Annotated in this window: 24 protein-coding genes; 11 read left to right on the top strand and 13 right to left on the bottom strand. The window is 37.7% G+C overall.

All coding sequences use genetic code 11. The annotated features are described in order from the left end of the window. Nucleotides 1–103: 103 nt before the first annotated feature. Entirely contained in the window at nucleotides 104–442 is a 339-nt protein-coding gene (locus tag ACP6L2_RS01650) for a HopJ type III effector protein (protein ID WP_440507572.1), read from the top strand. A 4-nt stretch (nucleotides 443–446) separates the two neighbouring features. On the opposite strand, the gene ACP6L2_RS01645 is transcribed toward ACP6L2_RS01650, so the two are convergent. Then, nucleotides 447–1400 (bottom strand): Dyp-type peroxidase, encoded by a 954-nt coding sequence (locus ACP6L2_RS01645; RefSeq protein ID WP_440507571.1) that lies wholly within the window; start codon nucleotides 1398–1400, stop codon nucleotides 447–449. Between the two features lie 66 nt (nucleotides 1401–1466). Then, complete coding sequence (locus tag ACP6L2_RS01640) at nucleotides 1467–2234, bottom strand: phosphatase PAP2 family protein (protein WP_440507570.1); 768 nt, start codon at nucleotides 2232–2234, stop codon at nucleotides 1467–1469. Between the two features lie 398 nt (nucleotides 2235–2632). On the opposite strand from ACP6L2_RS01640, the gene ACP6L2_RS01635 reads away from it, so the two are divergent. The 4 genes from ACP6L2_RS01635 (at nucleotide 2633) to ACP6L2_RS01620 (ending at nucleotide 4702) form a co-directional block, all read left to right on the top strand. Continuing rightward, nucleotides 2633–3439, top strand: coding sequence for a hypothetical protein (locus ACP6L2_RS01635; protein WP_440507569.1), 807 nt, complete (start codon nucleotides 2633–2635; stop codon nucleotides 3437–3439). A 20-nt stretch (nucleotides 3440–3459) separates the two neighbouring features. Beyond that, entirely contained in the window at nucleotides 3460–3969 is a 510-nt protein-coding gene (locus tag ACP6L2_RS01630; protein ID WP_440507568.1) for an STM3941 family protein, read from the top strand. A gap of 173 nt (nucleotides 3970–4142) precedes the next feature. Beyond that, a complete protein-coding gene (locus ACP6L2_RS01625; RefSeq protein ID WP_440507567.1) occupies nucleotides 4143–4391 on the top strand; it encodes an AbrB/MazE/SpoVT family DNA-binding domain-containing protein in 249 nt (82 codons plus the stop codon). After that, entirely contained in the window at nucleotides 4385–4702 is a 318-nt protein-coding gene (locus ACP6L2_RS01620) for a type II toxin-antitoxin system PemK/MazF family toxin (protein WP_440507566.1), read from the top strand. Before ACP6L2_RS01625 ends, ACP6L2_RS01620 begins: the two co-directional genes overlap by 7 nt. 80 nt (nucleotides 4703–4782) lie before the next feature. Here the strand turns inward: ACP6L2_RS01620 and ACP6L2_RS01615 are convergent, their stop codons facing one another. From ACP6L2_RS01615 to ACP6L2_RS01595, 5 genes are all read right to left on the bottom strand, one after another. After that, complete coding sequence (locus tag ACP6L2_RS01615) at nucleotides 4783–7092, bottom strand: GH92 family glycosyl hydrolase (protein WP_440507565.1); 2310 nt, start codon at nucleotides 7090–7092, stop codon at nucleotides 4783–4785. A gap of 1106 nt (nucleotides 7093–8198) precedes the next feature. Next, nucleotides 8199–9002: a sulfite exporter TauE/SafE family protein gene (locus ACP6L2_RS01610; RefSeq protein WP_440507564.1), complete on the bottom strand. Its 804-nt coding sequence runs from the start codon at nucleotides 9000–9002 to the stop codon at nucleotides 8199–8201. A 138-nt stretch (nucleotides 9003–9140) separates the two neighbouring features. Then, a complete protein-coding gene (locus tag ACP6L2_RS01605) occupies nucleotides 9141–10358 on the bottom strand; it encodes a carboxypeptidase-like regulatory domain-containing protein (protein ID WP_440507563.1) in 1218 nt (405 codons plus the stop codon). A gap of 239 nt (nucleotides 10359–10597) precedes the next feature. Then, a complete protein-coding gene (locus ACP6L2_RS01600) occupies nucleotides 10598–11656 on the bottom strand; it encodes a TolB family protein (RefSeq protein ID WP_440507562.1) in 1059 nt (352 codons plus the stop codon). A gap of 57 nt (nucleotides 11657–11713) precedes the next feature. Continuing rightward, a complete protein-coding gene (locus tag ACP6L2_RS01595; RefSeq protein WP_440507561.1) occupies nucleotides 11714–12394 on the bottom strand; it encodes a hypothetical protein in 681 nt (226 codons plus the stop codon). A 233-nt stretch (nucleotides 12395–12627) separates the two neighbouring features. Between ACP6L2_RS01595 and ACP6L2_RS01590 the strand changes: the two genes are divergently transcribed. After that, entirely contained in the window at nucleotides 12628–14472 is a 1845-nt protein-coding gene (locus ACP6L2_RS01590) for a tetratricopeptide repeat-containing sensor histidine kinase (protein ID WP_440507560.1), read from the top strand. A gap of 4 nt (nucleotides 14473–14476) precedes the next feature. Then, the gene (locus ACP6L2_RS01585; protein WP_440507559.1) at nucleotides 14477–15103 is read left to right on the top strand and encodes a response regulator transcription factor; all 627 of its coding nucleotides are present in this window, start codon (nucleotides 14477–14479) and stop codon (nucleotides 15101–15103) included. A gap of 109 nt (nucleotides 15104–15212) precedes the next feature. Here the strand turns inward: ACP6L2_RS01585 and ACP6L2_RS01580 are convergent, their stop codons facing one another. Next, nucleotides 15213–15431, bottom strand: a complete 219-nt coding sequence (locus tag ACP6L2_RS01580; protein ID WP_440507558.1) for a hypothetical protein — start codon at nucleotides 15429–15431, stop codon at nucleotides 15213–15215. Between the two features lie 126 nt (nucleotides 15432–15557). Between ACP6L2_RS01580 and ACP6L2_RS01575 the strand changes: the two genes are divergently transcribed. From ACP6L2_RS01575 to ACP6L2_RS01560, 4 genes are all read left to right on the top strand, one after another. Further along, on the top strand, nucleotides 15558–16388 hold the full coding sequence (locus tag ACP6L2_RS01575) for a helix-turn-helix domain-containing protein (protein ID WP_440507557.1): 831 nt from the start codon (nucleotides 15558–15560) through the stop codon (nucleotides 16386–16388). A 102-nt stretch (nucleotides 16389–16490) separates the two neighbouring features. Beyond that, nucleotides 16491–17375 (top strand): 4,5-DOPA dioxygenase extradiol, encoded by an 885-nt coding sequence (gene ygiD, locus ACP6L2_RS01570; protein ID WP_440507556.1) that lies wholly within the window; start codon nucleotides 16491–16493, stop codon nucleotides 17373–17375. Nucleotides 17376–17671: 296 nt separating this feature from the next. Beyond that, complete coding sequence (locus ACP6L2_RS01565) at nucleotides 17672–18112, top strand: nuclear transport factor 2 family protein (RefSeq protein ID WP_440507555.1); 441 nt, start codon at nucleotides 17672–17674, stop codon at nucleotides 18110–18112. Nucleotides 18113–18328: 216 nt separating this feature from the next. Beyond that, complete coding sequence (locus ACP6L2_RS01560; RefSeq protein WP_440507554.1) at nucleotides 18329–19201, top strand: DUF72 domain-containing protein; 873 nt, start codon at nucleotides 18329–18331, stop codon at nucleotides 19199–19201. A 32-nt stretch (nucleotides 19202–19233) separates the two neighbouring features. Here ACP6L2_RS01560 and ACP6L2_RS01555 read toward each other — a convergent pair whose 3' ends face one another. The 5 genes from ACP6L2_RS01555 to rimP form a co-directional block, all read right to left on the bottom strand. Then, nucleotides 19234–20895, bottom strand: a complete 1662-nt coding sequence (locus ACP6L2_RS01555; protein WP_440507553.1) for a PNGase F N-terminal domain-containing protein — start codon at nucleotides 20893–20895, stop codon at nucleotides 19234–19236. A 12-nt stretch (nucleotides 20896–20907) separates the two neighbouring features. Continuing rightward, the gene (locus ACP6L2_RS01550; protein WP_440507552.1) at nucleotides 20908–21951 is read right to left on the bottom strand and encodes a 2Fe-2S iron-sulfur cluster-binding protein; all 1044 of its coding nucleotides are present in this window, start codon (nucleotides 21949–21951) and stop codon (nucleotides 20908–20910) included. 119 nt (nucleotides 21952–22070) lie between these two features. Then, nucleotides 22071–25046 (bottom strand): translation initiation factor IF-2, encoded by a 2976-nt coding sequence (infB, locus tag ACP6L2_RS01545; RefSeq protein WP_440507551.1) that lies wholly within the window; start codon nucleotides 25044–25046, stop codon nucleotides 22071–22073. Between the two features lie 100 nt (nucleotides 25047–25146). Continuing rightward, nucleotides 25147–26385, bottom strand: a complete 1239-nt coding sequence (gene nusA, locus ACP6L2_RS01540; protein ID WP_344674327.1) for a transcription termination factor NusA — start codon at nucleotides 26383–26385, stop codon at nucleotides 25147–25149. 2 nt (nucleotides 26386–26387) lie between these two features. Further along, a complete protein-coding gene (gene rimP, locus ACP6L2_RS01535; protein WP_440507550.1) occupies nucleotides 26388–26852 on the bottom strand; it encodes a ribosome assembly cofactor RimP in 465 nt (154 codons plus the stop codon). Nucleotides 26853–26973: the final 121 nt, after the last annotated feature.

The raw sequence follows: 26973 nt of genomic DNA, 5'->3' as shown, positions 1-26973 counted from the left end.
TTAGATTTTTCAAATTAATATTCAAGCCTTTTTCTATACGGGAAAAGGCTGTTTTTATTTCATTCCTTATTTCTACATTTCTCGCGAAAGGATATCTTTGTGTATGACAATTTCACAATTATTATCCGATCTGAACAATCAACAGGCTCAATTTAAAGACGTATTAGCTTTCATCGAGGAGCATTATCATTATCAAGCTTCAGCTTTTAAAAATGGTAAACAGGAAAATTACAACAACGAAAATCAAGGCTCAGCCAAAGTATTGTATTTTGCTAAACTTGAAAACCTAGGTCAAGAGGAAACCTTATCCTTATTTGCGGAGCATTACCAAGCGGTATTGGATCATCCTCAAGGTGAGGATCACCAAAACATCCGGCAATTTATGGAAAACGGTTGGAATGGGGTTTCTTTCGAATCGAACGTATTAGTTCCTAAAGGCTAAAAACCTAGCCTGCCCAATCGGAAAGCATATCCATGGAAGGCACAAAAAACAATGCCCCTGTTTTTGCTGTACTAAAATCTAATATCCGATCGTAATTCCCTTTCGGATTCCCAATGAACATATGTTCCAGCATCTTTTTTACGGTACTAAAGGTGCTGGCATAACATAGAAAATAAGTCCCCATTTCATTGCTTGACACATTTCCAAAGGGCATATTATCTCGAACAATTTTAAAATCATCTCCTATGTTCGCTAAGGCGCTATGGGAATTTTTAGGCTTTACTGCATCGCTCATCTCGATATCGTTCGTTTTTGATCGCCCAATTACATTTTCTTGATCGCTTACGCCAATAGCATCCCAAGCTTGTAAGTCATGAATGTATTTCTGTACAAACAAATAACTCCCTCCCTTATATTTTGGATCTTGTTCGTCTATTATGGCAAAGTATTCCCGGGCAGCACCATGCGGATTCTCTGTTCCATCTACAAAGCCCAAGATGGAACGACTGTCCCAGTATCGAAATCCCTGAACCTCAACCACACATTCAGCAAAAGAAGTTAGACAGGTCGATAATTCAGCGGCCATATCATAAGCAAAACTATGCTTATCAGCACGAATATGCAGATGTAGGTCTCCCTTAGTACTTACAGCAGTATGTTTGACTCCTTTGATCGCAATAAAGTTTTCCAACTCCTTTGGTAATGGCGTAGGAAGAGCCAACTTTAACCAAGCATCATGACCGATCCCCAAAGTACAACTCGCCTTAGAATCTGGAAATCTATTTAATGCAGAGTGATTTAGGTTCATCACTAATGCATATAAGCCTTTCATCTTTTCTTGTAATTCCTCCACAGGCAAGTCTTCTTTTAGGTTCCATGTTAAAAAGAAGGTGTTATTATTGGGATAATCCAATACATTTTGTGGATTAGTAGTTTTTGTTAGTGTGTGCTTATCCATTAATTAAAAATAACCCTAATTGCCCAATTCACAAAATTAGATTTGATGAATGAGGTTAATTCTAATTTAGAGTTTCACAAACAGGCTTAATTGTGTGTACTCCCCGTTGTACGAAGGTACTAATGAATAATTCTTAGGTAGTTTGAGACATTTACTCTCAAAGGAAGGCAGCAGCCAATAAGCGATTTTCGTACTCATGATACCAATCCCTGCCCCCATTGCTACATCCGAAAACCAATGTTTGTTATTGTGCATCCGAAAGAAGCCCGTTCCTGTAGCCACAGCATATCCTGCAACTCCATACCATATGTTCTTCTCATAATATTCTTGCCATAACAATTCGGCACCCACAAATGCAGTAGCCGTATGTCCGGAAGGGAAGGAATTATCTGCTGAACCATCAGGACGCATAATCGGCACAGTTTTCTTCATCAAATTAACCACAGAAGCCATAATGGCATGAGAAACCAAACCTGTAAACAATCGCTGTTGAATGGGATGTTTCGCTCGAACGCCAAGCGCATCCAAACTTAAAAAAGCAGCTTGAGAGGCGTATTGTGTATAATCGTCAAGATGAATACGCATGGGATTTCGCTCTTGTATACTTTGTTTGAAATATTGATTTTGGGCTTGAAGCAATGGATTCTTGATAGCTGTTAAACCGTAAGTCAATAATATGCTCGGCGCTAAATAACATTTTCTAAAAACTTGAGATGGTATGGATTGCCTATAGGTTTCTTGAGAATATAGCAAACTATCCTGTTGACCAAAACATGGATTCTTTGTCAAAAAGACATAAACAATTAATAAGAAACAAAGTAATTTAATACACATCGATACGATTTTTGGCTATCTTGATTTTATCTCAATAAATTTCAATGTGGTGCATTAACTATGCTCACAACAAAACAACCCTAAGTTAAACTAAACACCATTATTCAAATATAAATCCTTTAAAGAAACAGACATATACCCAAAATAGGGTATTTTCAACTTTGTAGATTATATTCGAATAATTGCAGAACCTTCATTTGAAAGGTATTTTAAAAGATTGATCCTTAATTAATTTTAAGATTATCCCACAAATGTTTACCTCCTGAATTTCAGTGACAGGATAACATCCACTGAATTTCTAGGGAAAGTTTCCATTAATTATATAATTACAATAAGCTAATGGCTAATTCAGCTAGGATTAAACTAACTCTAATCTTAATTTAGCGAATATGAGCAACATGAAAACCTATCTATTCGCTATTATAATTTTATGGAGTATGCAATCTTGTGCACAGAAAAACATTTCAGAAAATCAAACTATCCGCGTCTTAGAAAAACTGGGGGTAATCAAGGATTTTCAAGAGGCAGTTAAAGAGTTTACCCCTGAAGCCTTAGTAAACAAAAATGCAAAAATTGACAGCAATAGTCTAGCAAGCTATAAGGCCAAATATTTTGAACCCGATCTAAGTTATGTCCTTGCAAAACAAATGGAATCTATATACAGCAAGGAAGAGATAGACATGATAGAGCCGTTGGATCCTGAGGCTATGATTTCACATGACCCTAACAAATACAAAAGCTTTGAGGATCGCTTAGAGAAATTGTATGATGATATTTACATCGATGCCAACAAACTACTTTCTGGCATTCAGGAGACTGGTCAAGCGAACCCAGAGAGGCCTTTTGAATTCTTTACGATAAAACGCCCAAATGGCATTTATCTGGTTGAAGCCTATGATAGTTATTTACCACAAAACTCGAAGATCGCTGCCAACGCCTTAATCGATGCCAAAAACTTTATTGATCCTCAATTCGAAGAGATTAGTATGGCCTCCTACGGTATTTTATTCCAGTTGAAGGAAAGCGATCAAAAACTATTGGAAGAATTGTTAAACAAGGACCCCAAAACTATTGTTGCTTTAATAGTAAATGAAAAAATGGTGAGTCTTCGCCAGATTGATTTAATCAAATCTGATCACGGTTACCAATGGTTCGCCCCCTGGTCTGAAGAAGAAATCAAAACCTTTATAAGTGCAATAAAATAATAAAATTAAGTCCTTAAGATATGGAAACTACAACTATCAAATACGGAGCAGGCGGACAACGAAAAACAGCTTTATTGTTTTTAGGTATTGGCATAATAGGCCTTGCTTTTATTTATTATTCCTGGTTCATGAAAAATGACGGTGTTATTTTTGGGAGATATACATCCATTTTCATAACCTTATTAGGTTTCGGAGCATTTCTCAAACTAATTATTTGGCCCAAAAAAGCTGATGCTGCTGCAATGATCATCAGTCAAGATGGAATATCTGGCTTTACCACGCCAATTGCGAGGGCTATAGGGCTTGTTGCGTGGGATGACATACAATTCATTCATTTGGAGAGGAACATGCTTCATATCATCCTACATGACCCGAAAAAGTATAGCGAAAAAATCAAAAACTTCTTTGTAAGAGATACCTTCCTAAAAACAAAAGAAGGTGCCATCCCTGTATCCATCCTAGAAATAGATAGTACAGCCGAAGAATTGACAGATATACTTCGAAAATACCCTGTCAGGCTTAATAGATAAGCTATTTAGTGAAAATGGTTAAACGACTCAATCGCTAATACAGTATCAGAAACAAAATTTAAAGCCAAATAGCATTCACTATTTGGCTTTTATGATTCCGAAAACAAAAATCTTTAAAAATTTGTTGTTGAATAAGTTTAATTTTGTTATAACATTGTTGTAACCTTAGTTCTATGAAAACGAAGATTAGAAAAATCGGAAATTCTTTTGGAATTATCATAGGAAAGAAAATTCTGGAGCAAATTGACGTTACTGACGAAGTCTCTTTGACCGTAAAAGATTCCAAAATCATTATTGAAGCAGTTAAATCAAGACCTCGTAAAGATTGGGAGGAAAAGTTAATAAAAGCTAACTCTTTACAAAATATAGAGCCTTTAGAATATTTTGATAATGATTTCGATAAAACAGATTGGACATGGTAAAAAGATTTGAAGTTTATTTTATTGATCTTAATCCTACTATTGGAAGTAAAAATAATAAAATACGTCCTGCTGTTATTGTTTCTCCAAATGAAATGAATAATGGTTTAAATACGGTTATTATTGCGCCGCTAACATCAACTTTTAAACCTTTCCCAATGCGTGTCAATTGTTATGTGGATGGAAAACAAGGGCAGATTGCTTTAGACCATATCAGATCTGTTGATAAGACAAGACTAAAGGCTAAACTAGGAGAAATTGAGCATACTACACAGATTGAAGTGGTTAAAATATTATTAGAAATGTTCTCTTAGATCAAATCAAAAAAGCATACTAAACCATCTTTATTCCAAACTATTTAGCCAGACAGTGAAAAGCCCAATCTTCCCTACTATTATATCTTCGGTTTCGAAGACATATAGAACACCAGGTCTCCTCCGGAAACTAAGTCTGCATGCCCAATCTTAAAGCCCAAAATCTCTTTCCCGTTTAGAGTCACTTTATTGACATATTTGTTTTTTTCAGATTGGTTCTTAGCTTGAATATGCAATGTTTTACCATTTTCTAAGTTGATTTTTGCCGTTTTCACCAATGGACTTCCCAACCAATACACGGCACTACCTGGAGAAACCGGATAAAAACCTAATGAATTGAACAAATACCAGGCACTCATTTGCCCGCAATCATCATTACCACCTAGACCAGCTGGTCCATTGTGGTATTGATTTCGTAAAATCTGACGAATGCGCTCTTCTGCCTTCCATCCTTTACCGGTCCAATGGTATAAATAGGCAATATGATGTGAAGGCTCATTGCCATGTACATAATTTCCTATGATGCCTTCTCGAGTAATATCTTCCGTCTGCTCAAAATACTTATCTGGTAAATGCATTTCAAATAAGGAATCTAGGTAAACCTCCATTTTCTTCTGCCCACCCATCATTTCCATAAGGGCCTCTGGTTCGTGGGGTACATACAGTGAATAGTTCCATGTATTTCCTTCGATAAATCCTTGTCCATGCGTATCCAATGGATCAAATTTAGCTCTGAAATTACCTTTACTATCTTTCGGACGCATAAAACCGATACGACTATCGTATAAATTCTTCCAATTATGTGATCGTTTTGTAAACTCTTCTTCAACTGCTTGATCGCCTAGAAAATTTGCCAATTGGGCAATACACCAATCATCGTAAGCATATTCTAATGTATTGGAAACAGAGGTTCCATTGACATCATCAGGTACATATCCTAAATCCATGTATTCCCCGATTCCCTCATATCGTCTAGTTTTTGCCGTTTGAACGCAAGCAGCTAAGGCAGCTTTGGCATCGCCCTGATAAACGCCCTTTATAATCGCGTCTGCTATGACCGAAACGGAATGATAACCGCTCATACACCAGTTCTCATTGGCATAATGTGACCAAATAGGAAGCATGTTCATGACCGATTGATCATAATGCGCCATCATTGATGATACAATATCTGCATTGCGCTTAGGATTAACCAAATTCATCCAGGGATGGAATGCACGGAAGGTATCCCAAAGTGAAAAGGAAGTATAATTGGTAAAGCCCTTCGCTTGATGTATTTCCTGATCTAAGCCTTTGTATTCGCCATTGACGTCCATATAAACGGTAGGCATAAGACTAGCATGGTAAACGGAGGTATAAAAATTAATCAAATCCTCTTTGTTCATCATTTCAACCTCAATCTTCCCAAGCTCCTTTTCCCAAGCCTGTTTCCCTTGTGCAACCACCGCATCAAATGCCCAGTTCGGCACTTCCTCTTCCATGTTTGTCAAAGCATTACGCATGCTAACCGGGCTCAATGCTACTTTCATCATAAGCTCCTCCCCTTCTTGGGTATCAAAGTCCAAGTGCATTTTGATATTATGTGCAGCTAAATCTGGAAAGTTATCCGTCTGATCAAATTTTCGCCAAAAACCCTTGTATTGTACATTACTGTCAAAATATTTGGCGCCATAATTTTTGAAAGCCTTGGAAGTTTTTATCGCAAAGTAAACTGTTCTAGTTCTCGCCCATCCGTTCGTTTGTCTGAATCCTGTAATAGTGGAATCATTGAGCACTCGAACAACAGTCCACACATTTTTCCCATCGTAATTGTAGATTCCTGCCGTTAAATCCAAAATTAAATGTGCCTGATCTGATTTTGGAAAGGTATAACGGTGCATGCCTACTCGAGTACTTGTTGTAAGCTCGGCGGTAATCTGATGATCATCCAATTTTACCTTGTAATAATTAGGCTCTGCCAATTCATTATCATGGCTGTATTTTGATCGGTATCCATCTTGAGGGCGGTCTGCTGTCCCTGGATTCAATTGAACTTTCCCTGTAGTAGGCATCACCAAAATATCCCCTAGATCGGAATGACCAGTACCACTAAAATGGGTATGGGAAAACCCAACGATGGTCGGATCATCATATTGATAGCCGGCACAATAACGGTAGACATCGCCGGTGTAAACGCCCTTAACGGCATAAGGAATAGTATCCGTATCAGGACTCAATTGAACAGCACCAAAGGGTACAGTAGCACCAGGAAAAGTATGTCCCATCTTGGCCGTTCCAATTAAAGGCTTAACGTACTGACCTAAATTTCGCTCTTGAGCATTTAAGCGCAACATTGCTACCGATAAAAAAACTAAGCTGATTAAGAATATGAATTTATTGAACCTCTTCATTTGTTATACGTTTTTGGCTGATTGCTCTATCCTTTCGTTCCAGATAACCAGCGAGTTTGCGATTGATCAGTTTTCTTTCCATTATTCGATCCAATTGTTTACACAAGCAACTAAATCGAATTTGTTTACCCAAAGATATTTATTTTTGAGTATTGATTTGAATTCATTTCCTATCAAATGATGCCAATTTAACTTATGATTTGACCAAATAGTTCTATTTCATAGTGTAAAGACATTTATCCCATTAAGTTTTTAATGCTTCAACAACCTTTCAGGTCAACAATCAATTAGATAAACATACTTCATACATAGCTTTGTTTCTCACTCTTCTTTCCCCTGGGTTTCCCTTAAGTTTCCTTCGACACTCTTAGGGAATTTCTTAGGATCTGATAGGGATCTTGTTCGGATCTCGTTCGCTTCTAACCGAACGAGATCCGAAGGAGATCCGAACAAGTTCCGAAGGAGATCCGAAAGAGTCTCGAAGCAAACCCCTAGGAAACCCTTGGGAAAGACATGGGAAAGACATGGGAAACACGCGGGAAAAACAGAAGGAAATTGAAACAGAAATGGCTAGAAAAAAAAAGAAAACAACAATAATAGATTAACATTTTTTCTTGTAAGCATAAATCAAAACAATTCATTCGAAATTTTAAGATTAAACCCCATAGAAATTAGTTTTTACAGCATATTAAGAACAACAAATTATATTTTAAAACTACTTTTTTAATTTTATGTTATTTTTCTGAATATTTTTATTTAATTTTACAACAATAAATTTATCAAATAGTTGAAATGACCGGTATGAGTAATGAAAAAAACATCAGAAAGTTTAGAAACGAGCAACAAAAGTGATAAGATAAAACAGAAGAAAAATTCGTTGGTCGGGCTAATTAGCTTGCCACATAAAATATTAAAGAGTCCATGTATATAGATTATATTTCGTTGGTATAGTCTAGCTTTAAACTGTGAGTAGAGAAGGATTGTACGTCCTATTAATTATCTGTAACTAATTTTAAAACGAGCCATATCTGGCAACAATCCTCTCGAAAACAGAAGTTCCAATCTAGATAAGCATGGTAGAAAAATAAGGTGTATTGAAGGTTGTGTTAAGTTAGAAACAATTCTTTCAACAGAATATAAACACCAATAACCAATATAACATAGCCAAAAGCTACTTTTAGGAATTTATTACTTACACGATTCGCGAAGGCAAATCCTATAAAAATTCCAATCACCGTTCCGGCCGTATATATACTAATCAGATTCCAATCGAATAATTGGATTTTTTCCAAATCACCTAATAAGCCAAAACAAGAGTTTATAGTAATGATGATAAGAGAAGTTGCCACCGCCTTTTTCATCGGTAAGAAATAGAAATTCACCAAGGCTGGAATGATCAAAAATCCGCCTCCAGCCCCTACCAATCCAGTGATCAACCCGACAAATGCTCCTTGTAGAACAATCAATTCTAAAGGCACACGATGTGCTGTTTTAGGTGTTTCTAGACCAATCTGTGCGGTACGTATCATGCTTATTGAGGAGGCCAACATCACTAAAGCAAACAGCAACATTAAGGCTACCTGTTGCGGAATAGACCAAGGTCCAATATGGATTACTTCAGGAACTAAGGGAAGAATATAAGATCGGGTAATGAACACCACAATCAAAGAAGGCAATCCAAAACTAAAGACTTTCTTGATATCTGCCTCCTTATTGACAATTCCTCGAATTCCCCCGATCAAAGATGTGACACCAATAGCAAATAAAGAATAGGTGGTTGCTAAAATAGGATCGACAGCCATGACATAGACCAAGATAGGAACGGTTAAGATTGTTCCGCCGCTCCCAATCATCCCAAGCGTTATTCCAACGATTACAGCCAGTAAAAAGCCAATGATTAATATGCTCATAATTTATTGTCGCTTGAATGGCGATTATTAGTGCCGATCTCTGTTAAAGCTAAACAAAAAAGAGGAATTATTAAGAATCAGAGATCATGAAATTGAGGCACTATGGTTGATGATGTGCAATACCAAATCTAATATATTTTAATTTATCGGGGGGACATAATCTAAGGGAAGCAGGAAAGCGAGTCTGGAATAATTAACTCCGTAACCAATCAGCATGAGGTTTTCTGTTGGAAAATAGGCACCTGAGGGATCGACCATGATACCATTAGGATGGGTAAGTGTTAATTCAGTAACCTGGCTAGCTGCCGCCTTCAACATTTTATTTTTACTCTTGGCAAGGCGTGAAGGATAAATGATATACAGAAAATCCTGGAACTGCAATTGTTTGAATTTATCCTTTCTCGGTTCCTTATTAAATAGTTCTGCGGGAGTTAGGGTGCCCATTAAATAAGCAATCTCAGGTGCTTCCCTACTTTGTGTTCGCCATGCTTGAACATGGGTAGGAAGAATTTCTTTTTGGGAAGCATAGTACGCATTCCAGTTACCTTGGAAAGATTTTACCACAATGCTCGTAACTTCTTTCAACTTAGTAATAGCGACTTTACGGGTTTCATTTTCTTTCTTTACCATTTTCCGTACTACATAGCCCTCTTTTTCCCAGGTATTTAAATAGGCACTTTGTAAGAACTTGGCCAATGACAATTCATAGGTATCTCTTCGTGTATTTTTATATTTTGAACGTCCTCTTCCCTTATCTTTAAAATAAGCATATCCCGCAAAATAAATGTAATTATCAGCGAAAGCAGATCGAAATTCCTTAAGATCATATTCGATATCATAGCCTAATGCGTCATTGGAGATTTTTATAGGCTCTAAGGCGTATGCCCGAAGTATTCTTGCCTTTTCTTCATATTGAAATCGAATAACCTCTGGATTGATAATTTTTGTTTTTTCGGCATTATACCCTATGCCAATAAGTGTTTCTGTAAAGTATTTACCCCATTTTTTCCAACCGTCCTTTACTATTCCCGTGATCACAACCTCTTCTATTTCTGTCGATCTTTCCTGAAGTGAAATTTCAACTGATTTTGTATCTGGGATTTTCACTTGAGTAGACGATCCATGATAGCCCATAGCCGATACCACCAATTCGTAGACCGAAGATTGGGAAATAGAGAGCCTGAACATACCTGTTTTATCCGTACTGGTTCCTATGGATGAATTGTTGATATAAACCGTCGCCCCTGCGACTGCCTCTTTTGTTTTTGCATTATAAACCCTTCCTTGCAGCAGATGTTGTGCCTGTAACTGAAATACCAGCAGTAAAATCAAACTTGAAAGAATAGCTTTAATCATATCTACTATTTTTTCGTAAATATAGATAATAATAAGCCAATATTTTCACCTATCCTAAAAAAAGCTTGGTTGTTTCCAATCAGTCAGAATATTAAGATGTCTATCCTTAATTAGGTTTTAAGAAAAAAGGAATTATTCCATTCACAAAAAAAATACTGTCCTAATGGATATAGAATTATTTTGAAATTCTAAACCCAAATAGGCAGTATTTCGAATGCAAAGGAATTAAAAACTATCTTCTAGCGCCAAATTAATCTCCCACTAGTTGGAATACCTGTATAGTCTTGGTCAGGTTTTTTCAGGAATATAGAACCACCATCCTTCTGATCCAAATCATATAATTTTCCATCAGCAGGCACAATGATTATATAACCATACTTACCCCCTACAGATGCTACCCAAGAGCCATCTGCATAGTCGTGGTCTGACCAAGGCGTACCATTACGTGTGGAGCCTGAAAAGGCGATATATTTACCATCGGGAGAAAATGTAGGGCTACTTTCACCATCATAACTGATGATATCAGAAGTGTAACCTGTAGTAATCTGCTGTAGGTTGCTACCATCGATATCACACATCCAAATATGTTTATTCTTTCGAAAGGCAAACTTGGTCCCTTGTGGATTAACCGTTAGGTAACCAATACCTTTCATGGTCAACACGTTTTTTATAGATTGGTAACCATCATTAGGCGAACATACATAAACAGAATTACCCATCCGGCAATAGAGGGTATTATCAGCTGTCCAAATCGGACTGCTATATTCCAAATAGCTAAGCCCTTTTACTCTCCATGCGCTAACATATTCTCCTGTTTTCGCATCGATTATCGTCATCGGCATCTCTGCAAAATGCTGAGCATCTAAAGCGATATATTTCTCATTTGGAGAGATATGTGCCTCGGTAATGCCTATATGATCCCATTCATAGGTAATATCAAAAAGATTATTCCCATCTCTTATATCGGAGGAATTAAACCTGTCGGCTTTATTACGCATCACAAATCGTCGCTCATCAAAATTGAAAGCACCTTCTACATCCAGTGCAACTAATGTTTTCTTGTTGTCCCAAGAAATATCATAGCTATCCAGATTGGAGGATCCTGGCCCTACACTCATCATACGCATGGTAAATTTTCCAGAGGAAAAATCTAGGTAACCAACATCACCTGAAAAAGACCAGTAAATAGTTCCAGGAAGCTTTTTTACCGCTGCATCCTCATTGTCCAAAGAATTGTCTTTGCTACATGCCAGGCAAGAAATTAATAATGCGCTCAGGGCTAAATAAAGTAATCTCATGATTTTCATTGTATCGGAATTTAAGTTAGAAATCGAAAAATAGGATCTTGTTCATTCTTAATTAGAAGCATACATTCGCACATAGTCATATTCCACCTCAGTAACAGTACTACCCATGTTTTCCCATTGCGCAGCACCTAGACTAATGGCCTCTAAAGTGTTGATCCCAGGGTTGTTCAAACTATAGATCTCTGAACCATTGACAAATAACTTTAAGGTATTATTTTCCAAAACTGCTTGGAATTTTGCATGCTTAGATATATCAATTGCTTTATTTATTTGCCAAGTAGCTAGAATTTCGTTTTGATTGTTTTTGGCTCTATATACAGTAAAAGTATCCTTTAAAGAAAGGTAAACACCGATATAGTCTATAGGCTGATTTGGACCTGCAGTTTTAGCTCCTAAACAAAGAAATACAGCTCCTGAGCCTTGGTTTATCTTTACGGATGTTTCAAAAATATATTTTTTGGGGTTTTCCGTTAGGATAATATTAGGATAGAAAAATTGATTGGAGATATAATTACTGATCCGAATGACGTATTTCCCATCTTTTAAAGAGGAATTTGCAGTGCCATTCAAAAATGTGCCAGTACCCCAATTCGTTTTTGATCCATTGAAATCGTCCTCAAAGACCAACTTGACATCTTCTGGAGTACCCTCCAGCTCTTCTTTGCTACAGCTTACAACGAAAAGACTAAGTAAAAAGAAGATTATGCTTAATTTTTTATAGTTTAACAAAGTATTAATTTTAGATGATTATGAATTGAATGTTATTTTAATAGTGCTTACTCAAAGTTAAAAGCTCTAAAAAAACAGGTCAATACCGTAAATTGTCTAATTCTTACTACTTGTTTTCAGGTAGAAATACTTTTTATTTAACTTTAGAAACATCAACAACTATTAATTTTCCTATGGCAAATCTTAAAGCCTTTATAGCTGTCCTTTTACTCCTTTTTTGGAGTGCTATAACTATGGCTCAAGATTTAAAGTCACTTACGAAGAACTTGGATAATGCTAAGAATGAGGAAGAACGTTTCGAAGCCTTAGTGAAGCTTTCGGATTACTGGTCGTATCAGGACACGCTAAAAGCCATCAATATCCTAAAAGAGGCAAAGCCATTGATCAAAAACAATGCTTATTTCAAAGGGATATATTTGTTTTACGAAGCAGGGATATATTATGGCTATGACAATCCCAAAAGTCAAAGACTCTATATGGAAGCGGAATCTTATTTGAAAAAGTTCACTACCCCAGAGGCATATGATTATCGAGCGAGACTATGGCATAATTACGGTTCATTGGAACAGCAGTCTGATAATGACAAAATATTTTTAGATATCACGCTAAATCATTGTATTCCTTATGCCTTAAAATCCGGAAACAATGATCTTCTAATGAGTTATTTCACCGATGTGGGTATGATCTTTTATAACCATAAAGATTATTCCAAAGCACTCGAATATTACGATAAAGCAATAGCCCTAGTCAAAAAACCAGATCAAGAAACGGAGAACCTTTTGTGGACCTACCTAAATTTATTTGAAGTTTACCTCTATACTGGGGATGGAAAAAGCGCGGAAAAGGTATTAAGTAAAGCTGAAGATTTATTGAATAGAATACCTGAAAAGAAGTTGTCCGGAGTTTTCTATAAAAACAAAGCAAAATACTTGAGTAGCCAGGGTAAGTATGAAGAGGCATTAAAAAGTACACAAGAAGGTTTAGAAATTATAAAAAGGTATAACTTCCAATTTGATTATATCTCCTTAATCTATGAACAGGCACAGATTTATAAAGCAATGGGTAATTGGTCTGCTGCAAAAGCCTTGTTAGAGGAAATTTTAAATGGACCTAAGGGTGATGCAATGAGCAAAAGCAGGCTAGCTATGATCAATGAGCTAGCTGAGGTGGAAGCAAATTCAGGCAATTATGCAAAAGCATATGATCTAATCCGTGGACATAAATTACTCAGCGACAGCCTTGCAGGATTGGGTTTCAAGAAGCAATTAGCAGAACTAGAAACCAAATACCGAACGAAAGAAAAAGAACAGGCAATAGTTCTGTTGGAAAATAGAAATCTATTGAACCGTACCTTGATGATTGGAGGCTTGATATTGATCTCTCTAACAAGTTTGGGGATTTGGTATGCTTGGAATGCTCGGAAAAAGCGTATGAAGAATGAGCTCATTCTACAAAGTCAACAACGCGAGATTGAGGTTAGCACCGCCTTGATAGCAGGTGAAGAGCAAGAAAGAACGCGATTAGCCCGTGAATTGCACGATGGATTGGTCAGTCGGGTAACCGGATTGAAGATGAATGTAGAACGGTTGGCGCGTGACCATCAGCAAGCAGAATTAGCCGATGTAGCACTGGACTTGGAATCTGTAATTACCGAATTACGCCATACTGCTCATAATTTAGAACCATCGATACTCAAGAATTATGGTTTGGAAGAGGCCATTCAACAGTTTTGCTTGAAAATGGAATCACCTGAAACCAAAATTTCCTTTTATTCCAACGGTCTTTCAGGTTTAACCGATAAAAACATACAACTCTCCGTTTTCAGGATTGTGCAAGAATTGATTGGCAATGCTATTAGACACGCAAAGGCATCGAACATTTTGTTGCAAGGCAGCTTAGAAAATAAGCTATTAATACTAGAAATGGAAGATAATGGTGTGGGATTTGATATATCATCTGTAAATAAAGGCATGGGTTTGAATAACCTGGAGGCACGCGTAAATTCCATTCAGGGAACTTTAAAAATAGAGAGTACAGCCGGAATGGGAACACATATTTATATTGAATGTCATTTATAGACCTATGATACGAACCGTGATTTGTGATGACCATCCATTGATTACTCAAGGATTAACAAGCTATTTGGCTTCGCATGAAAGCATAGAAATTATAGCTACAGCTTCTTCTAGCAAAGAACTAGTAAGCTTGTTGGATGTTGTTCAACCGGATGTGCTGTTATTGGATATTCAACTACCTGATGGCAGCGGACTTGACCTATGTGGTCAGATCAAATTACAATATCCAAACATTCATATCTTAGGCTTAAGCAATTTAGATGACAGGCAAATTATCCTGCAGATGTTATCCCAAGGTGCGTCGGGTTATGTGCTTAAAAGTGCCCCTTTAGAGGAGATTGAGCAGGCTATCTTGCACATTGCTTCTGCTGGCGTTTATTTAGGCACTGGGGCACAGAAAACATTAGCTAACACATGCATCACCCCGCAAGACGAAATTCCACAAATCACGAGACGAGAAAAGGAAGTTTTAAATTATCTATCAAAAGGATTAAGTTCAGTTCAAATCGCTGAATTAATGTTTGTTAGTCACTTGACCGTCGATGTTCATCGGAGAAATCTTCTTCAAAAATTCAAGGTGAATAAAACCGTGAACCTATTACAAAAGGTTAAGGATTTAAACCTATTGGATTAAAAGTTCGATTATTAAGCTAATACTACTTAATCACCTAAAATTGAAAAAGCCCGAATGGCTTAAATCACTCAGGCTTTTCAGACTAACAAAAATATAAAAGAATGATTTTTTACTGTGCGGAATCAATATTGACAGAGTCCATATTGGTGGAATCCATATTGATTAAATCTTCGTCAGGAGCATTAATATTATAGCGAGTAGGATCATTTCCCTCTACCGGAGTCAAATCCTCTCCAACATCTTCCTGTTTCTTTTCTTGATTACAACTCACTAGGAATAATAGGCCGAAGGCAAATAAACTACTGATAATAGATTTCTTAAAATTCATATGTTGACTTGTTGTTCTTATTAGCTGAACAAGGGAAGCACAAAAAGGTTTGTTATAATCGTAAAAAAGCAAATTACGATTTAGTATATTTATGGAAAGGACATCCATTAACACTAGCTTTACGGCATGAACACGCTATTTAAGATTTATCAACTTGATGAGGAAGAAGCATTGCGCATTCAGAATACGACAAATGAGGCTCACCAACATGAATTTGAGGAACTGATTATCGGTGTAGCAGGTAGTATAGAGCATTTTATTGATTATAAAACCCATGTATATGAATCTCCCTTTGTCTGTTTTGTTAGTCGTGGGAAATTTCACCGTGTAGTTCCTTTACTAAAAGATGGAGCATGCAAATATTGGGTATTACGTTTTCGTTCTGAATTTATTGCGGAGACGACTTTTCATCTGTATGGCAGTTATCATGAAAATGCCAATCTTCTATTTCAAAAAGGCCGTTGTTTTAATCGCTTGTTGACCGTCTGCGAATTGATATCTGATGAGATGAAGCAAGAAAAGCCGGAGCTTGCCATTGTGAGGGAGCTCCTGAGCAGCTTATTCATTATGATTGAGGCAGAGCGTTATCAGCAAAATCCCGAGAACCTGCAGCTTTATAAAAATCAAGATATCACTTTTAAGAATTTCCTGAGAATACTGGAAGAGAACTATCGAAGACCTGAAGGCGTTCAATATTATGCTGAAAAACTGTTCATGAGTGCCCGAAATTTAAATTCGGTAACCCAACATATCCTTCAACAAACTGTTTCGGAAATCATCGAAACACGCAAATTGATCGAAGCTAAGAATTTGTTAATGACAACCAATAAGACCGTTTCAGAAATAGGTTTTGAGATCGGCTACACGGATAAGGCTTACTTTACCAGTGTTTTTAAAAAGAAATCGGGGCAAACACCAACGGAGTTTCGGGATGCTATGAAAAAGCTAATTTCCTAATTTCCATATCTTTTCTCCAAATCTTCATACCCCCTACTTCCTTACTTTTAGGACCTTTGTCTGTATAATTTACAAATAGAAAGGATCAAGTAGATGGATGATATGAATAGAAAACAATTCTTAGCAGCTGCAGCAAGCTTACCTTTAACAGGAATAGCTGCGAAGCTGAATAGTTTAAATAAATTTATTGACGGGTTAAACAATAGCCCAAAAATGCCCGTGCTTTTTCTTGGTCATGGAAGTCCTATGAATGCTATTGAGGATAATGAGTTTGTTCAAGGCTTTAAAAAAATTAGCCATGAAATAGAGAAACCCACTGCTATTTTAGTGATCTCAGCGCATTGGGAAACACGAGGAACCTATGTGACCGCGATGGAAAATCCGGTTACCATACATGATTTTGGCGGATTTCCACAAGCATTATTCTATGTACAGTATCCTGCTCCTGGATCACCAGAGTTAGCTGATGCCGTTCAAAAGATCGTATCCAGCAAAGATGTGCATTTGGATGAAAAATGGGGACTAGATCATGGATCTTGGTCTGTCGTAAAACACCTGTATCCAAATGCGGATGTGCCTATTATTCAAATGAGCATCGACTATACTATGCCTGCCTCAGAACACTATGCGCTAGCTAAAGAATTGGCTTCCTTGAGAAATAAAGGGGTGCTTATTATTGGGTCTGGGAATAATGTTCACAATTTGAGAATGGTATCCTGGCAAAATTTAAATACCGTGGGTTATGGTTATGATTGGGCTATCGAAGCAAATGAGATGATGAAAGGATATATCCGTTCAGGAAATCACAAGCCTTTGATTGAATTTCATAAGCAAGGGAGAGAGTTTGAATTGGCCATCCCTACACCTGAGCATTACTTGCCTATGATCTATGCATTAGCCTTACAAGAAGATAAAGAGGAATTGCAGATTTTCAATGATGCTGCTGTAGCAGGAGCATTAACTATGACATCATTTAAAATTGGCTAAAGCCAAAACGACTTTCATACTACCTATAAATTGTTATCAATTATTCGGGACGAGGGTTTTTTCCTTGTCCCGATTAGCTTCTTCCCATTAAGTTTACCTGCATTTCATATTAATAAAATATAAAGTAAAAGGATTTCACCGAGACTTTCTTTTACCGAAATATTTTCACCGATTTTTTTCAGTCATTCACCGAATTTACCGCCTCTTACGCCTAAAGAGACTGTTTGCGCCTTTGTTTTCAATATACCTTTGAATCAAACAATTAGGAAATATAACCACAAAAAAATTGAAAAGATATGAAAACGCTAATCGCTCTAATCGTAACCACCGTAATGACATTCTTGTCAACAGCACTTTTTGCAAACGAAAAAAATGCTCCGGTAAAATTCTTGAAAGTAGAAACCATCATTGATCATTATATCGATGCTAGTTTAAATGGAAACACGGAATTGGTAGACCACCTATTCAGTGAAGACTTCTACTATTCTACTCCAAACAATCGCAGTACAGAAACCATCAAAAGACGTGCTTTAATCAAACACCTGAAATCATTGAAAGGTGTGAAAATCGACTCTCAAAGCGAATATCAATTCGTAGAAAAGAATGAGGACTGCAGTATTGTACGAATTACTACCACCTTTGAAACCTTCCAAAGACACGATTATGTGACGCTTTGCAACAGCAAAGATGGTTGGAAAATAAGCAATGTCGTTGTGACCTACCCCGTAAAATATTAATTCAATCATATATATAATTTATCGACGTTTAAGGCAGCCCGAGAGGGCTGCCTTATTTTGTTTGAAGGGTTTCAAAGCAAAAGAAGTGGTTGAATTAGTTTTCCTTTCATTCCTAATCTATTGAAAAAGAGTGTAAGGCTTAGTATTAAATTTTAGTGAAATAAGCTGTAATTTGCGGAATCAATATTGGAATGCATTTTAATACCTGGAAATAACATGAAGTTTGGAAGAGTGGATGATCCTTCGGTAATTGATTTTCAACTGCCGGATATAAACGAGAAAGAACTGCGTTTTTTAGAGAAGTATAAATCTGATGAGCCTTTTCAGCTTTATGTTGGCTATCCAAAATGGTCTAAAGCAGACCTAAAGAGTTTCTATCCTAGAGGCACGAAAGATGCCATGCATGCCTATTCAGAACATTTCAACGCCTTAGAATTCAATGGTCCATTTTATCGAATGCCAAACAAAGATCAGGTCATTCAATGGAAGGATAGAACTGTAGAAGACTTTAAATTCTGTCCCAAAATAACCAATTCCATATCGCATTATTCCCGATTAATCAATACCGATGAAAAGGTAATGGCTTTTGTAGATGCAACTGTATTCTTTGAAGAGAAGCTTGGAATGGCATTCTTACAAATGCCTGAAAACTTTAAGCCTAAAAATATCGATCGTCTAGCTGATTTCTTAACCAGATTCCCCAAAGGCTATCCTTTAGCTGTGGAGGTCAGACACGAGGAATGGTTTGCCGATCAGCAAATCTTACAAGAGTTGCATCAAATACTTAGAGATACCCATAAAACCGGAATTATAGTGGATACACCCGGTAGACGAGACTTGTTGAAAATGCAATTGACCTCTCCTACTGCTTTTATCCGCTTTGTATCCAGTAATCCTACAATAGATCAAATACGTCTTAAAGATTGGACACAGCGCTTAAGGGAATGGAAAGAAGCCGGATTACAAGAAGCTTACTTTTTTATTCATCAAAAAGTAGATGCGGAGACTAGTTTTTTATCAAGCGCGTTTGTGGAGGAATTAAATGAAATATTAGGTACGGAATTACCAATTGCAACAAAGGCTCCATAAAAGATGGAGCCTTTGTGCTGAATATGTTTCGCTTACTGATAGACTAAAGTACCACTGGTATTCCAGAAGCTTTTACTAGTGCCTTCAGCAGCTCCTTGAGGGATATGAATCTTAATTTTATGCTTTCCTGCTTTTAAATCACCAAGATCAATATACACAGGATTGGTAATTGTGCCTGGGCACCAGTTGGATCGACTAAGGTCAGAGGATGATAAACCATTCTCAAAATTCCCACTCACAGGATTGTATAGTCGGTAACTACCGCAGTCTATACGCCAAGGGGTAAATTGGATAACCTTATTCCCATCAAGAAATATGGTATTAGGTTTAGGGTTGAATTCATCTCCATTGCCCCAACCACCATGACCCGTACTGATATAACGCAACTTCACGTTCTTCATATCGGCAGGGACATTAAATTCGAATTCTAATCCTTTCTCATGTCCATACATGGTTGGGTATTCCTGTCCCGCCATTTCCAAAATATTAGTGGTATTGAATAAAGACATCACCTTGGTACCTTCAGGGTAAATCGACCTTCCAGGATGTATGGTTAATTCCAAACTTACTTTATGGCCTCCCTTATCGTAATTACCGATATATGTTCCGATATAGACTTCCTTGCCAGCTAATTCAGGTAGAAATTCAGAGATTTCTTGTCTATACATCGCACTGTCTTGCCAAGTTTTTCCTTTTAATTTCACACGATCATTAAAGTGCTTCACACCAAATGGCGTAAAGAATCGCATAAGTTCATATACTGGAGAAAAGCCTTCGGTACGTATCATTCCTGGGAATACCTGCCCATTTCCATCCAAATACTTGGGTAGTACATTTACGCTATCTTTCATTCCATCCAAGAAACTCTGTTTTTGATCTTCAGCAATCAGGAATACAGAACCTGTGCGGTCATAGGCATCGCCATTAGAAGTCTGAACCAACTCAATGAAAGCTTGGCTATTTAACGGAACGGAAGGAATCTTTACTTTCTTTAGAATCACCGTTCCTTCTGCAAAACGCATAATGGAATCAGATGCAATATCAGGTTGAAAACAGATCTGTTGGTTTTGGAAAATTGGGATCTGTATAAATTTACGCTTCCAGATGATGTCCTTGTAAGACAACTCATCCTGTAAAACACTATTCTTTGGTAATTGAGCCTCTGCAGGCAAGCTTTTCAGCTTCTCTATGCTAGCCGCTCTTAATCCGGAGCTTCCATTTACCTTGTATTCTAATACTAAGCCTAAGGATTGCCCAACATCATTTGGCGCAGCCTGAATACCTAGATCGGTAGTATAAATAATCTCTATGCTATTGGAATTTAATGAAGTCTTTGCTTTAAGTGTTTTATACCCCAGCATATTTCCTTGATCAGGTAGCTTCTCATAGCTGTATCGCTTAAGGGAAGTGGTATCTTTCATGGAAATCACTTGGTTTGCTGTTAACAAGGTATATCGAGTAACCGTATTTTTAGCATAATCATATTGAGACATTTCCGCTGGATATCGGGTTTGTCCTGATATTTGAGATAGTCTGCTGTTTATAGATGATCCCTTTTGTGCAAAAACCACTACCGGATCCTGTTTGATCATCGCACCTTCCCGAAAGTAATGATAGGTTATTTTATAAGTTTCTTGTGCTGATACAGCTAGACATAGCAGCAAAACAGGCAGTAATAATAAGGTTCTTTTCATCTATTCAATTGGTTAATACACTTCAATGGTGGTCCCATTCTCCAAAGGATGCGAAGTACAGATCAAACAACGACCGTTTGCAACTTCTGTATCGGTCAATACTTCGTTATAATCCATACGGACAGAACCTTCAGTTACTTGAGAAATACAGGTACTGCACATTCCAGATTTACAGGAATAAGGCAATTTTATTTTATGTTCCAATCCGACATCTAAAATAGTTTTATCATATGGAATGGTTAATGGATAATCTTGTCCTTGGAATCGAAGATTAACCTCGTAGCTACTCATATCTACTGGTTCCTCATCCTTCTCATCATCGTCCTCTTCCTCCTCCGGGAAATGGAAGGTTTCCTTTTTAATATCTTCATCTGGAAAGCCCATACCCAATAGCGTAAATCGAACCAAATCCATATAGAACAAGGGTCCACACATATAGAATATTGCCGACTCTCCTGCATTTAGATGCGCTTTAACCAACTCATAGATATATTCACGGTTCAACCTTGCTTTGAGAAGATTCTTCACATTAGACCAAATGAATTCTATATGTAGTCGATTAGGATATTTAGCTTGCCATTCCAACAATTCCTCATAGAATATGGTTTGTTCCTTAGAACTGTTACTATAGACTAAGACAACTTTGCTATTGCTCTCAGCAGTTAATGCTGTTTTAAGAATAGAAAACAAAGGCGTAATCCCAACACCAGCTCCAAAAAGAAATATAGTTTGATGATTACTTTCCGCAGGTTCATAAGTAAATAGACCTTGAGGTTCCATCACCTCAATAGTATCACCTACCTTGGTTCTATGGTGTAATAAACGCGATATCTCTCCATTATCAACACGCTTAACGGTAATCTCATAAGGCTCCTCCAAAACGGGTGAACTGCTAAATGAATAGGAACGACGAACCTCACGATCCCCAAATTGGAAATTCAAAGTTAGAAACTGTCCCGATTTATAATCTGGAAAATCACCAGAAAGATCTTCAAATTGAATGGAAATATTCTGATTCGGCTGATGGATAATATCGGATACACGGAATTTAAACATGGGTTAAAGATAGCATCTATAGCCTATTTTATCAAATAGAAAGCAACGATAGGCTATTGTTAACAGCAATAAAAAATCCCGACCATTACTGATCGGGATTACTATTTTTAAATAAGCTATTAGAGCTTACGTTTTACTTCTACTTGCTCGAATGCTTCCACAATATCGCCAACTTGGATATCGTTGAAACGATCGATGTTCAAACCACATTCGTAACCCTGTGCTACTTCTTTCACGTCATCTTTGAAACGTTTCAAGGAAGCTAACTTACCAGTATGGATAACAACTCCTTCACGGATTAAGCGGATATCGTTGTTACGGTTGATTTTACCTTCCAATACCATACATCCTGCAATCGTACCCACTTTGGAAATCTTAAAGGTCTCACGGATCTGTACCTCAGCAACAATTTTCTCTTCGAATTTCGGAGCCAACATACCTTCCATTGCCGATTTGATTTCCTCAATCGCATCATAAATTATGGAGTATAGACGGATGTCAATCTGCTCGTTCTCAGCAAGCTTACGCGCACCTTGAGTAGGACGAACCTGGAAACCAATGATGATCGCATCAGATGCAGATGCTAATAATACATCGGATTCTGAAATTGCACCCACCGATTTGTGAATGATATTCACTTGGATCTCATCCGTTGATAATTTCAACAAGGAGTCAGATAATGCTTCGATAGAACCATCCACATCACCTTTAACGATAATATTAAGTTCTTTAAAGTTACCAATAGCCAAACGACGACCAATTTCATCCAAGGTAATGTGTTTCGTTGCACGCATACCTTGCTCTCTTTGTAATTGAAGACGTTTGTTAGCTACTTGACGAGCTTCAGATTCAGATTCTAATACATAAAGCTTATCACCTGCAGTAGGTGCGCCAGACATACCTAAAATCTGTACCGGTACTGATGGTCCTGCCTCTTTAACACGTTCTCCACGCTCATTGGTTAAAGCTTTCACTTTACCAGAGTAAGAACCCGCTAAGATTGGGTCACCAATACGTAAAGTACCACCCTGTACTAAAACAGTCGTTACAATACCTCTACCTTTATCTAAAGCAGCCTCAATAACTGAACCTACAGCACGTTTCTTAGGATCGGCTTTCAATTCTAACATCTCTGCTTCCAATAGAACTTTCTCTAATAGAAGATCGACATTTTCACCAGTTTTAGCAGAAATCTCTTGAGCTTGGTATTTACCACCCCAATCTTCTACTAAGATATTCATTGCAGATAATTGCTCACGAATACGGTCAGGATTTGCACCAGGCTTATCTACCTTCGTAAAGGCGAAGATAATAGGAACACCTGCAGCCATTGCGTGGTTGATTGCTTCTTTTGTTTGAGGCATTACTGCATCATCCGCTGCAACCACAATAATTACAATATCGGTTACTTTAGCACCACGAGCACGCATTGCTGTAAAGGCTTCGTGACCCGGTGTATCTAAGAATGTTAATTTTTTACCATCTTCCAATTGTACAGCATATGCACCGATGTGCTGAGTAATACCCCCAGCTTCACCTTTGGTTACATTTGCTTTACGGATATAATCCAATAAGGAAGTTTTACCGTGGTCAACGTGTCCCATTACTGTAACAATAGGTGCACGAGGAACCAAGTTTGCTTCTGAATCAGCTTCTTCCAATTCAGCTACTTCCTCATCTTCTGGTTTAATGAATTCGATTTGGTAACCAAATTCATCAGCTACGATGGCTAATGTCTCTGCATCTAAACGTTGGTTGATCGACACGAACATACCTAGGCTCATACAGGTACCAATTACCTGAGTTACCGGAACGTCCATTAAATTCGCCAACTCGTTCGCTGTAACGAATTCTGTAACGCGTAGTACTTTTGACATTAATTCTTGCTCCATTGCTGCTTCTTCAGCAGATAAAGCTATATCATCACGTTTTTGACGACGTAATTTCGCACGTTGTGCAAATTTTCCAGACTTCCCTGCACCACTTAAGCGTGCAAGAGTTGCCTTGATTTGATCTTGGATTTCCTTTTCTGATGGTTCCTCTTTCGCAACCTCCGGTTTTCTATGGCGATCGTTACGTCCGCCTTGACCATGACGATTTTGATTAGGGTGATTACCACCTTTATGGTGTCTATTGCCACCTTGACCTTGGTTCTGACCACCACCTTGATGTGGAGGACGGTTTCCACCATCTTGTCTGTTTTGACCTTGTTGGTTGTTATCACCAGAACCTACTGGACCATTTGGCTTATTCGTACGCTTGCGCTTACGTTTGTTATCATTATTCCCTGCGTTGTTCGATGAAGAAGCAACTGGTTTGTGTGGTTTAGAAACAGGCAATTGGATTTTACCAACTACTTTAGGACCACTTAAGGTTTCTGAACGAGCACGAATTACATCGTCTTGTCCTTCAGGTTTTGCTGCTGTAGGTGCTGCAGGCTTAGCTGCTGGCTCCTCTTTTTTCACAGGAGGCACTACAGGCGCCTTAACTGGTTCTTCTTTTTTCACTTCCACTTTTGGTTGTTCTTGAACTTTCGGAGGTTCTGGTTTTTTAACCTCTTCTTGGACTTTTGCGACAGGCTTCTCTTCCTGCTTCACTTTAACCGGCTCTTTCACAGGAGTAGGCTCAACTTTCTCTACCTTTGGCTCCTCTTTTGGTGCAGGCTTAGATCCGCGTTTTAGGCTATCTAAATCAATCTTGCCAACTACTTTAAGAGCAGAATGAGACTCTTCCTCTTTCTTCTCCACTTCTTTAGCTGGCGCATTCTCAGGTGAAGTATTCTTAATCAGAATTTCTTTTACTTCTGTAGGTCCTTCACGTTCTTCAGTAGATTCAGATGCAGGTGTCGCGTTGCCTACTGCAGGACCTTCTTCACGGCGAATCTTGCCAATAACAATTTGCTTTGCCTCGTCTTTAACAATCTTATCACCCTGAAATTCTTTCAAAAGAACACCATACATCTCTGGGCTCAGCTTTGTGTTCGGCTTAGAATCTACCTCAAATCCCTTCTTCACCAAGTATTCCACCGCCGTACCAATCCCAATGTTGAGTTCTTTTGCTGCTTTTAGCAAGTTTATGCTTTTACCTTCTGACATCTACTATCTATAAAATGTGTTTCAATTACAAAAATATGTTTTTTTACATGGATTCAACAATTTATTGAAAATTGTTGAATCCGAAATCAATCGCTATTTTCTATTCGAATTCTGCCTGAAGAATACGAAGGATCTCTCGAATCGTATCTTCTTCCAAGTCAGTTCTACGAACTAACTCTTCTTCATTCAAGGATAATACCGATTTCGCAGTATCTAGACCAACGCGTTTTAATTCGTCGATGATCCAGCTTTCAATTTCATCTGCGAATTCTTCGATATCCACATCCTCCTCTTCTTCATCATTCTCACGATAAACGTCGATTTCGTAACCAGTTAATTTACCGGCCAATTTAATATTGTGTCCACCACGGCCAATTGCCAATGAAACCTGATCTGGTTTCAAGTAAACCGCAGCAGTTTTATTCTCTTCATCAATCTTGATGGAAGTAATACGAGCAGGGCTTAATGCACGTGTAATGTATAATGAGTGATTGGTTGTGAAGTTGATCACGTCAATATTCTCATTACGCAATTCACGAACGATACCATGGATACGCGATCCTTTCATACCCACACAGGCTCCAACTGGATCGATACGGTCATCATAAGACTCTACCGCAACTTTAGCACGCTCTCCTGGTTCACGAACAATTTTCTTGATCGTAATCAATCCATCAAAAATCTCAGGAACTTCTAGCTCGAATAAACGTTGTAAGAATTCAGGTGCTGTACGAGAGATAATGATTTTTGGATTACTGTTCATCATATCTACTTTATGAACAACGGCACGAATGCTATCGCCTTTCTTAAAGTAGTCAGCAGGAATCTGTTCTGTTTTAGGAAGAATCAATTCGTTTCCATCCTCATCCAAAACCAAGATTTCTTTTTTCCAGATCTGGTAAACCTCACCAATTACTAATTCACCTTCACGATCTTTATATTTCTTGAATACTTCATCTTTCTCCAATTCCAAGATTTTCGAAACCAAGGTTTGGCGAGCAGCAAGAATCGCACGGCGACCAAAGCTCTCTAAGGTAATTTGCTCGATAAAGTCATCTCCAACTTCTAAATCCGCGTCATGTTTATGTGCTTCTTCAAGTTCGATCTCTAGATCGTCATCTTCTGAAAAACCATCTTCCATTACTACGCGCGTACGCCAGATCTCTAAGTCTCCGTTATCAGGGTTAACAATAACGTCAACATTCTCATCCGTCCCAAAACGCTTACGGATCATACTGCGGAATACTTCTTCCAGAACCGTAATTACCGTTGGACGGTCAATGTTCTTGAAATCTTTGAACTCCTGAAAAGAGTCAATCAAGTTTATATTACTACTCATTTCTATTTAAATGAAATTAACACCTTAGTTTCCTTTATTTGTTCTAATGGAATCTCAGCAGGTACTGCTACCGCCTTTTTCCCTTTTTCTTTTACAATTTCTTCAATCGTTACGGCAGCGTCAGAAACAGCAACTAGTTTGCCCTCTCTTTTACTCCCGTCGTTCATCTTCAATTTCACGTTTCGACCGATGTTCTTTTGGTATTGTCTTGGAAGAACCAATGCCGAATCAACACCCGGAGAAGAAACTTCTAGTCGATATGCATGATCAACTACATTTTCTTCTTCTAAATGAAATCCAACATGGCGGCTAACTTTTACACAGTCATCAATGGAAATACCATTATCACCATCCAATAAGATTTCCAAAACACCGTTCTTAAGCATTCTCACACTAACGATGAACAAGTCATCTCTGTCAGCAATCTTCTCCTCTATAAGCTCTATTACGCGATCCTCAACCTGCATATTTTAACAATTGAATTAAAAAAGGGGGCATACCATGCCCCCTTCCTTTCAGATGAGACAAAGATAGAAAAAATATTTTACAAAAAGAAACATATAACCTAAATGCATTTACAGCCATAAA

Source organism: Sphingobacterium lactis (assembly GCF_051951495.1).
In the GTDB taxonomy this organism is placed as follows: Bacteria; Bacteroidota; Bacteroidia; order Sphingobacteriales; family Sphingobacteriaceae; genus Sphingobacterium; species Sphingobacterium lactis_A.
This window is presented reverse-complemented; position numbering and strand designations above follow the sequence as displayed.

Excerpts from the sequence above, each read along its gene's own strand:
- ACP6L2_RS01635 (WP_440507569.1), top strand. The coding sequence starts at position 2,633 with ATGAAAACCTATCTATTCGCTATTATAATTTTATGGAGTATGCAATCT.
- ACP6L2_RS01600 (WP_440507562.1), bottom strand. The coding sequence starts at position 11,656 with ATGAGATTACTTTATTTAGCCCTGAGCGCATTATTAATTTCTTGCCTG.
- ygiD (WP_440507556.1), top strand. The coding sequence starts at position 16,491 with ATGAATAGAAAACAATTCTTAGCAGCTGCAGCAAGCTTACCTTTAACA.
- ACP6L2_RS01585 (WP_440507559.1), top strand. The coding sequence starts at position 14,477 with ATGATACGAACCGTGATTTGTGATGACCATCCATTGATTACTCAAGGA.
- ACP6L2_RS01640 (WP_440507570.1), bottom strand. The coding sequence starts at position 2,234 with ATGTGTATTAAATTACTTTGTTTCTTATTAATTGTTTATGTCTTTTTG.
- nusA (WP_344674327.1), bottom strand. The coding sequence starts at position 26,385 with ATGAGTAGTAATATAAACTTGATTGACTCTTTTCAGGAGTTCAAAGAT.
- ACP6L2_RS01580 (WP_440507558.1), bottom strand. The coding sequence starts at position 15,431 with ATGAATTTTAAGAAATCTATTATCAGTAGTTTATTTGCCTTCGGCCTA.
- ACP6L2_RS01625 (WP_440507567.1), top strand. The coding sequence starts at position 4,143 with ATGAAAACGAAGATTAGAAAAATCGGAAATTCTTTTGGAATTATCATA.
- ACP6L2_RS01650 (WP_440507572.1), top strand. The coding sequence starts at position 104 with ATGACAATTTCACAATTATTATCCGATCTGAACAATCAACAGGCTCAA.
- ACP6L2_RS01610 (WP_440507564.1), bottom strand. The coding sequence starts at position 9,002 with ATGAGCATATTAATCATTGGCTTTTTACTGGCTGTAATCGTTGGAATA.
- rimP (WP_440507550.1), bottom strand. The coding sequence starts at position 26,852 with ATGCAGGTTGAGGATCGCGTAATAGAGCTTATAGAGGAGAAGATTGCT.
- ACP6L2_RS01560 (WP_440507554.1), top strand. The coding sequence starts at position 18,329 with ATGAAGTTTGGAAGAGTGGATGATCCTTCGGTAATTGATTTTCAACTG.
- ACP6L2_RS01565 (WP_440507555.1), top strand. The coding sequence starts at position 17,672 with ATGAAAACGCTAATCGCTCTAATCGTAACCACCGTAATGACATTCTTG.
- ACP6L2_RS01590 (WP_440507560.1), top strand. The coding sequence starts at position 12,628 with ATGGCTCAAGATTTAAAGTCACTTACGAAGAACTTGGATAATGCTAAG.
- ACP6L2_RS01630 (WP_440507568.1), top strand. The coding sequence starts at position 3,460 with ATGGAAACTACAACTATCAAATACGGAGCAGGCGGACAACGAAAAACA.
- ACP6L2_RS01645 (WP_440507571.1), bottom strand. The coding sequence starts at position 1,400 with ATGGATAAGCACACACTAACAAAAACTACTAATCCACAAAATGTATTG.
- infB (WP_440507551.1), bottom strand. The coding sequence starts at position 25,046 with ATGTCAGAAGGTAAAAGCATAAACTTGCTAAAAGCAGCAAAAGAACTC.
- ACP6L2_RS01575 (WP_440507557.1), top strand. The coding sequence starts at position 15,558 with ATGAACACGCTATTTAAGATTTATCAACTTGATGAGGAAGAAGCATTG.
- ACP6L2_RS01620 (WP_440507566.1), top strand. The coding sequence starts at position 4,385 with ATGGTAAAAAGATTTGAAGTTTATTTTATTGATCTTAATCCTACTATT.
- ACP6L2_RS01615 (WP_440507565.1), bottom strand. The coding sequence starts at position 7,092 with ATGAAGAGGTTCAATAAATTCATATTCTTAATCAGCTTAGTTTTTTTA.
- ACP6L2_RS01555 (WP_440507553.1), bottom strand. The coding sequence starts at position 20,895 with ATGAAAAGAACCTTATTATTACTGCCTGTTTTGCTGCTATGTCTAGCT.
- ACP6L2_RS01550 (WP_440507552.1), bottom strand. The coding sequence starts at position 21,951 with ATGTTTAAATTCCGTGTATCCGATATTATCCATCAGCCGAATCAGAAT.
- ACP6L2_RS01605 (WP_440507563.1), bottom strand. The coding sequence starts at position 10,358 with ATGATTAAAGCTATTCTTTCAAGTTTGATTTTACTGCTGGTATTTCAG.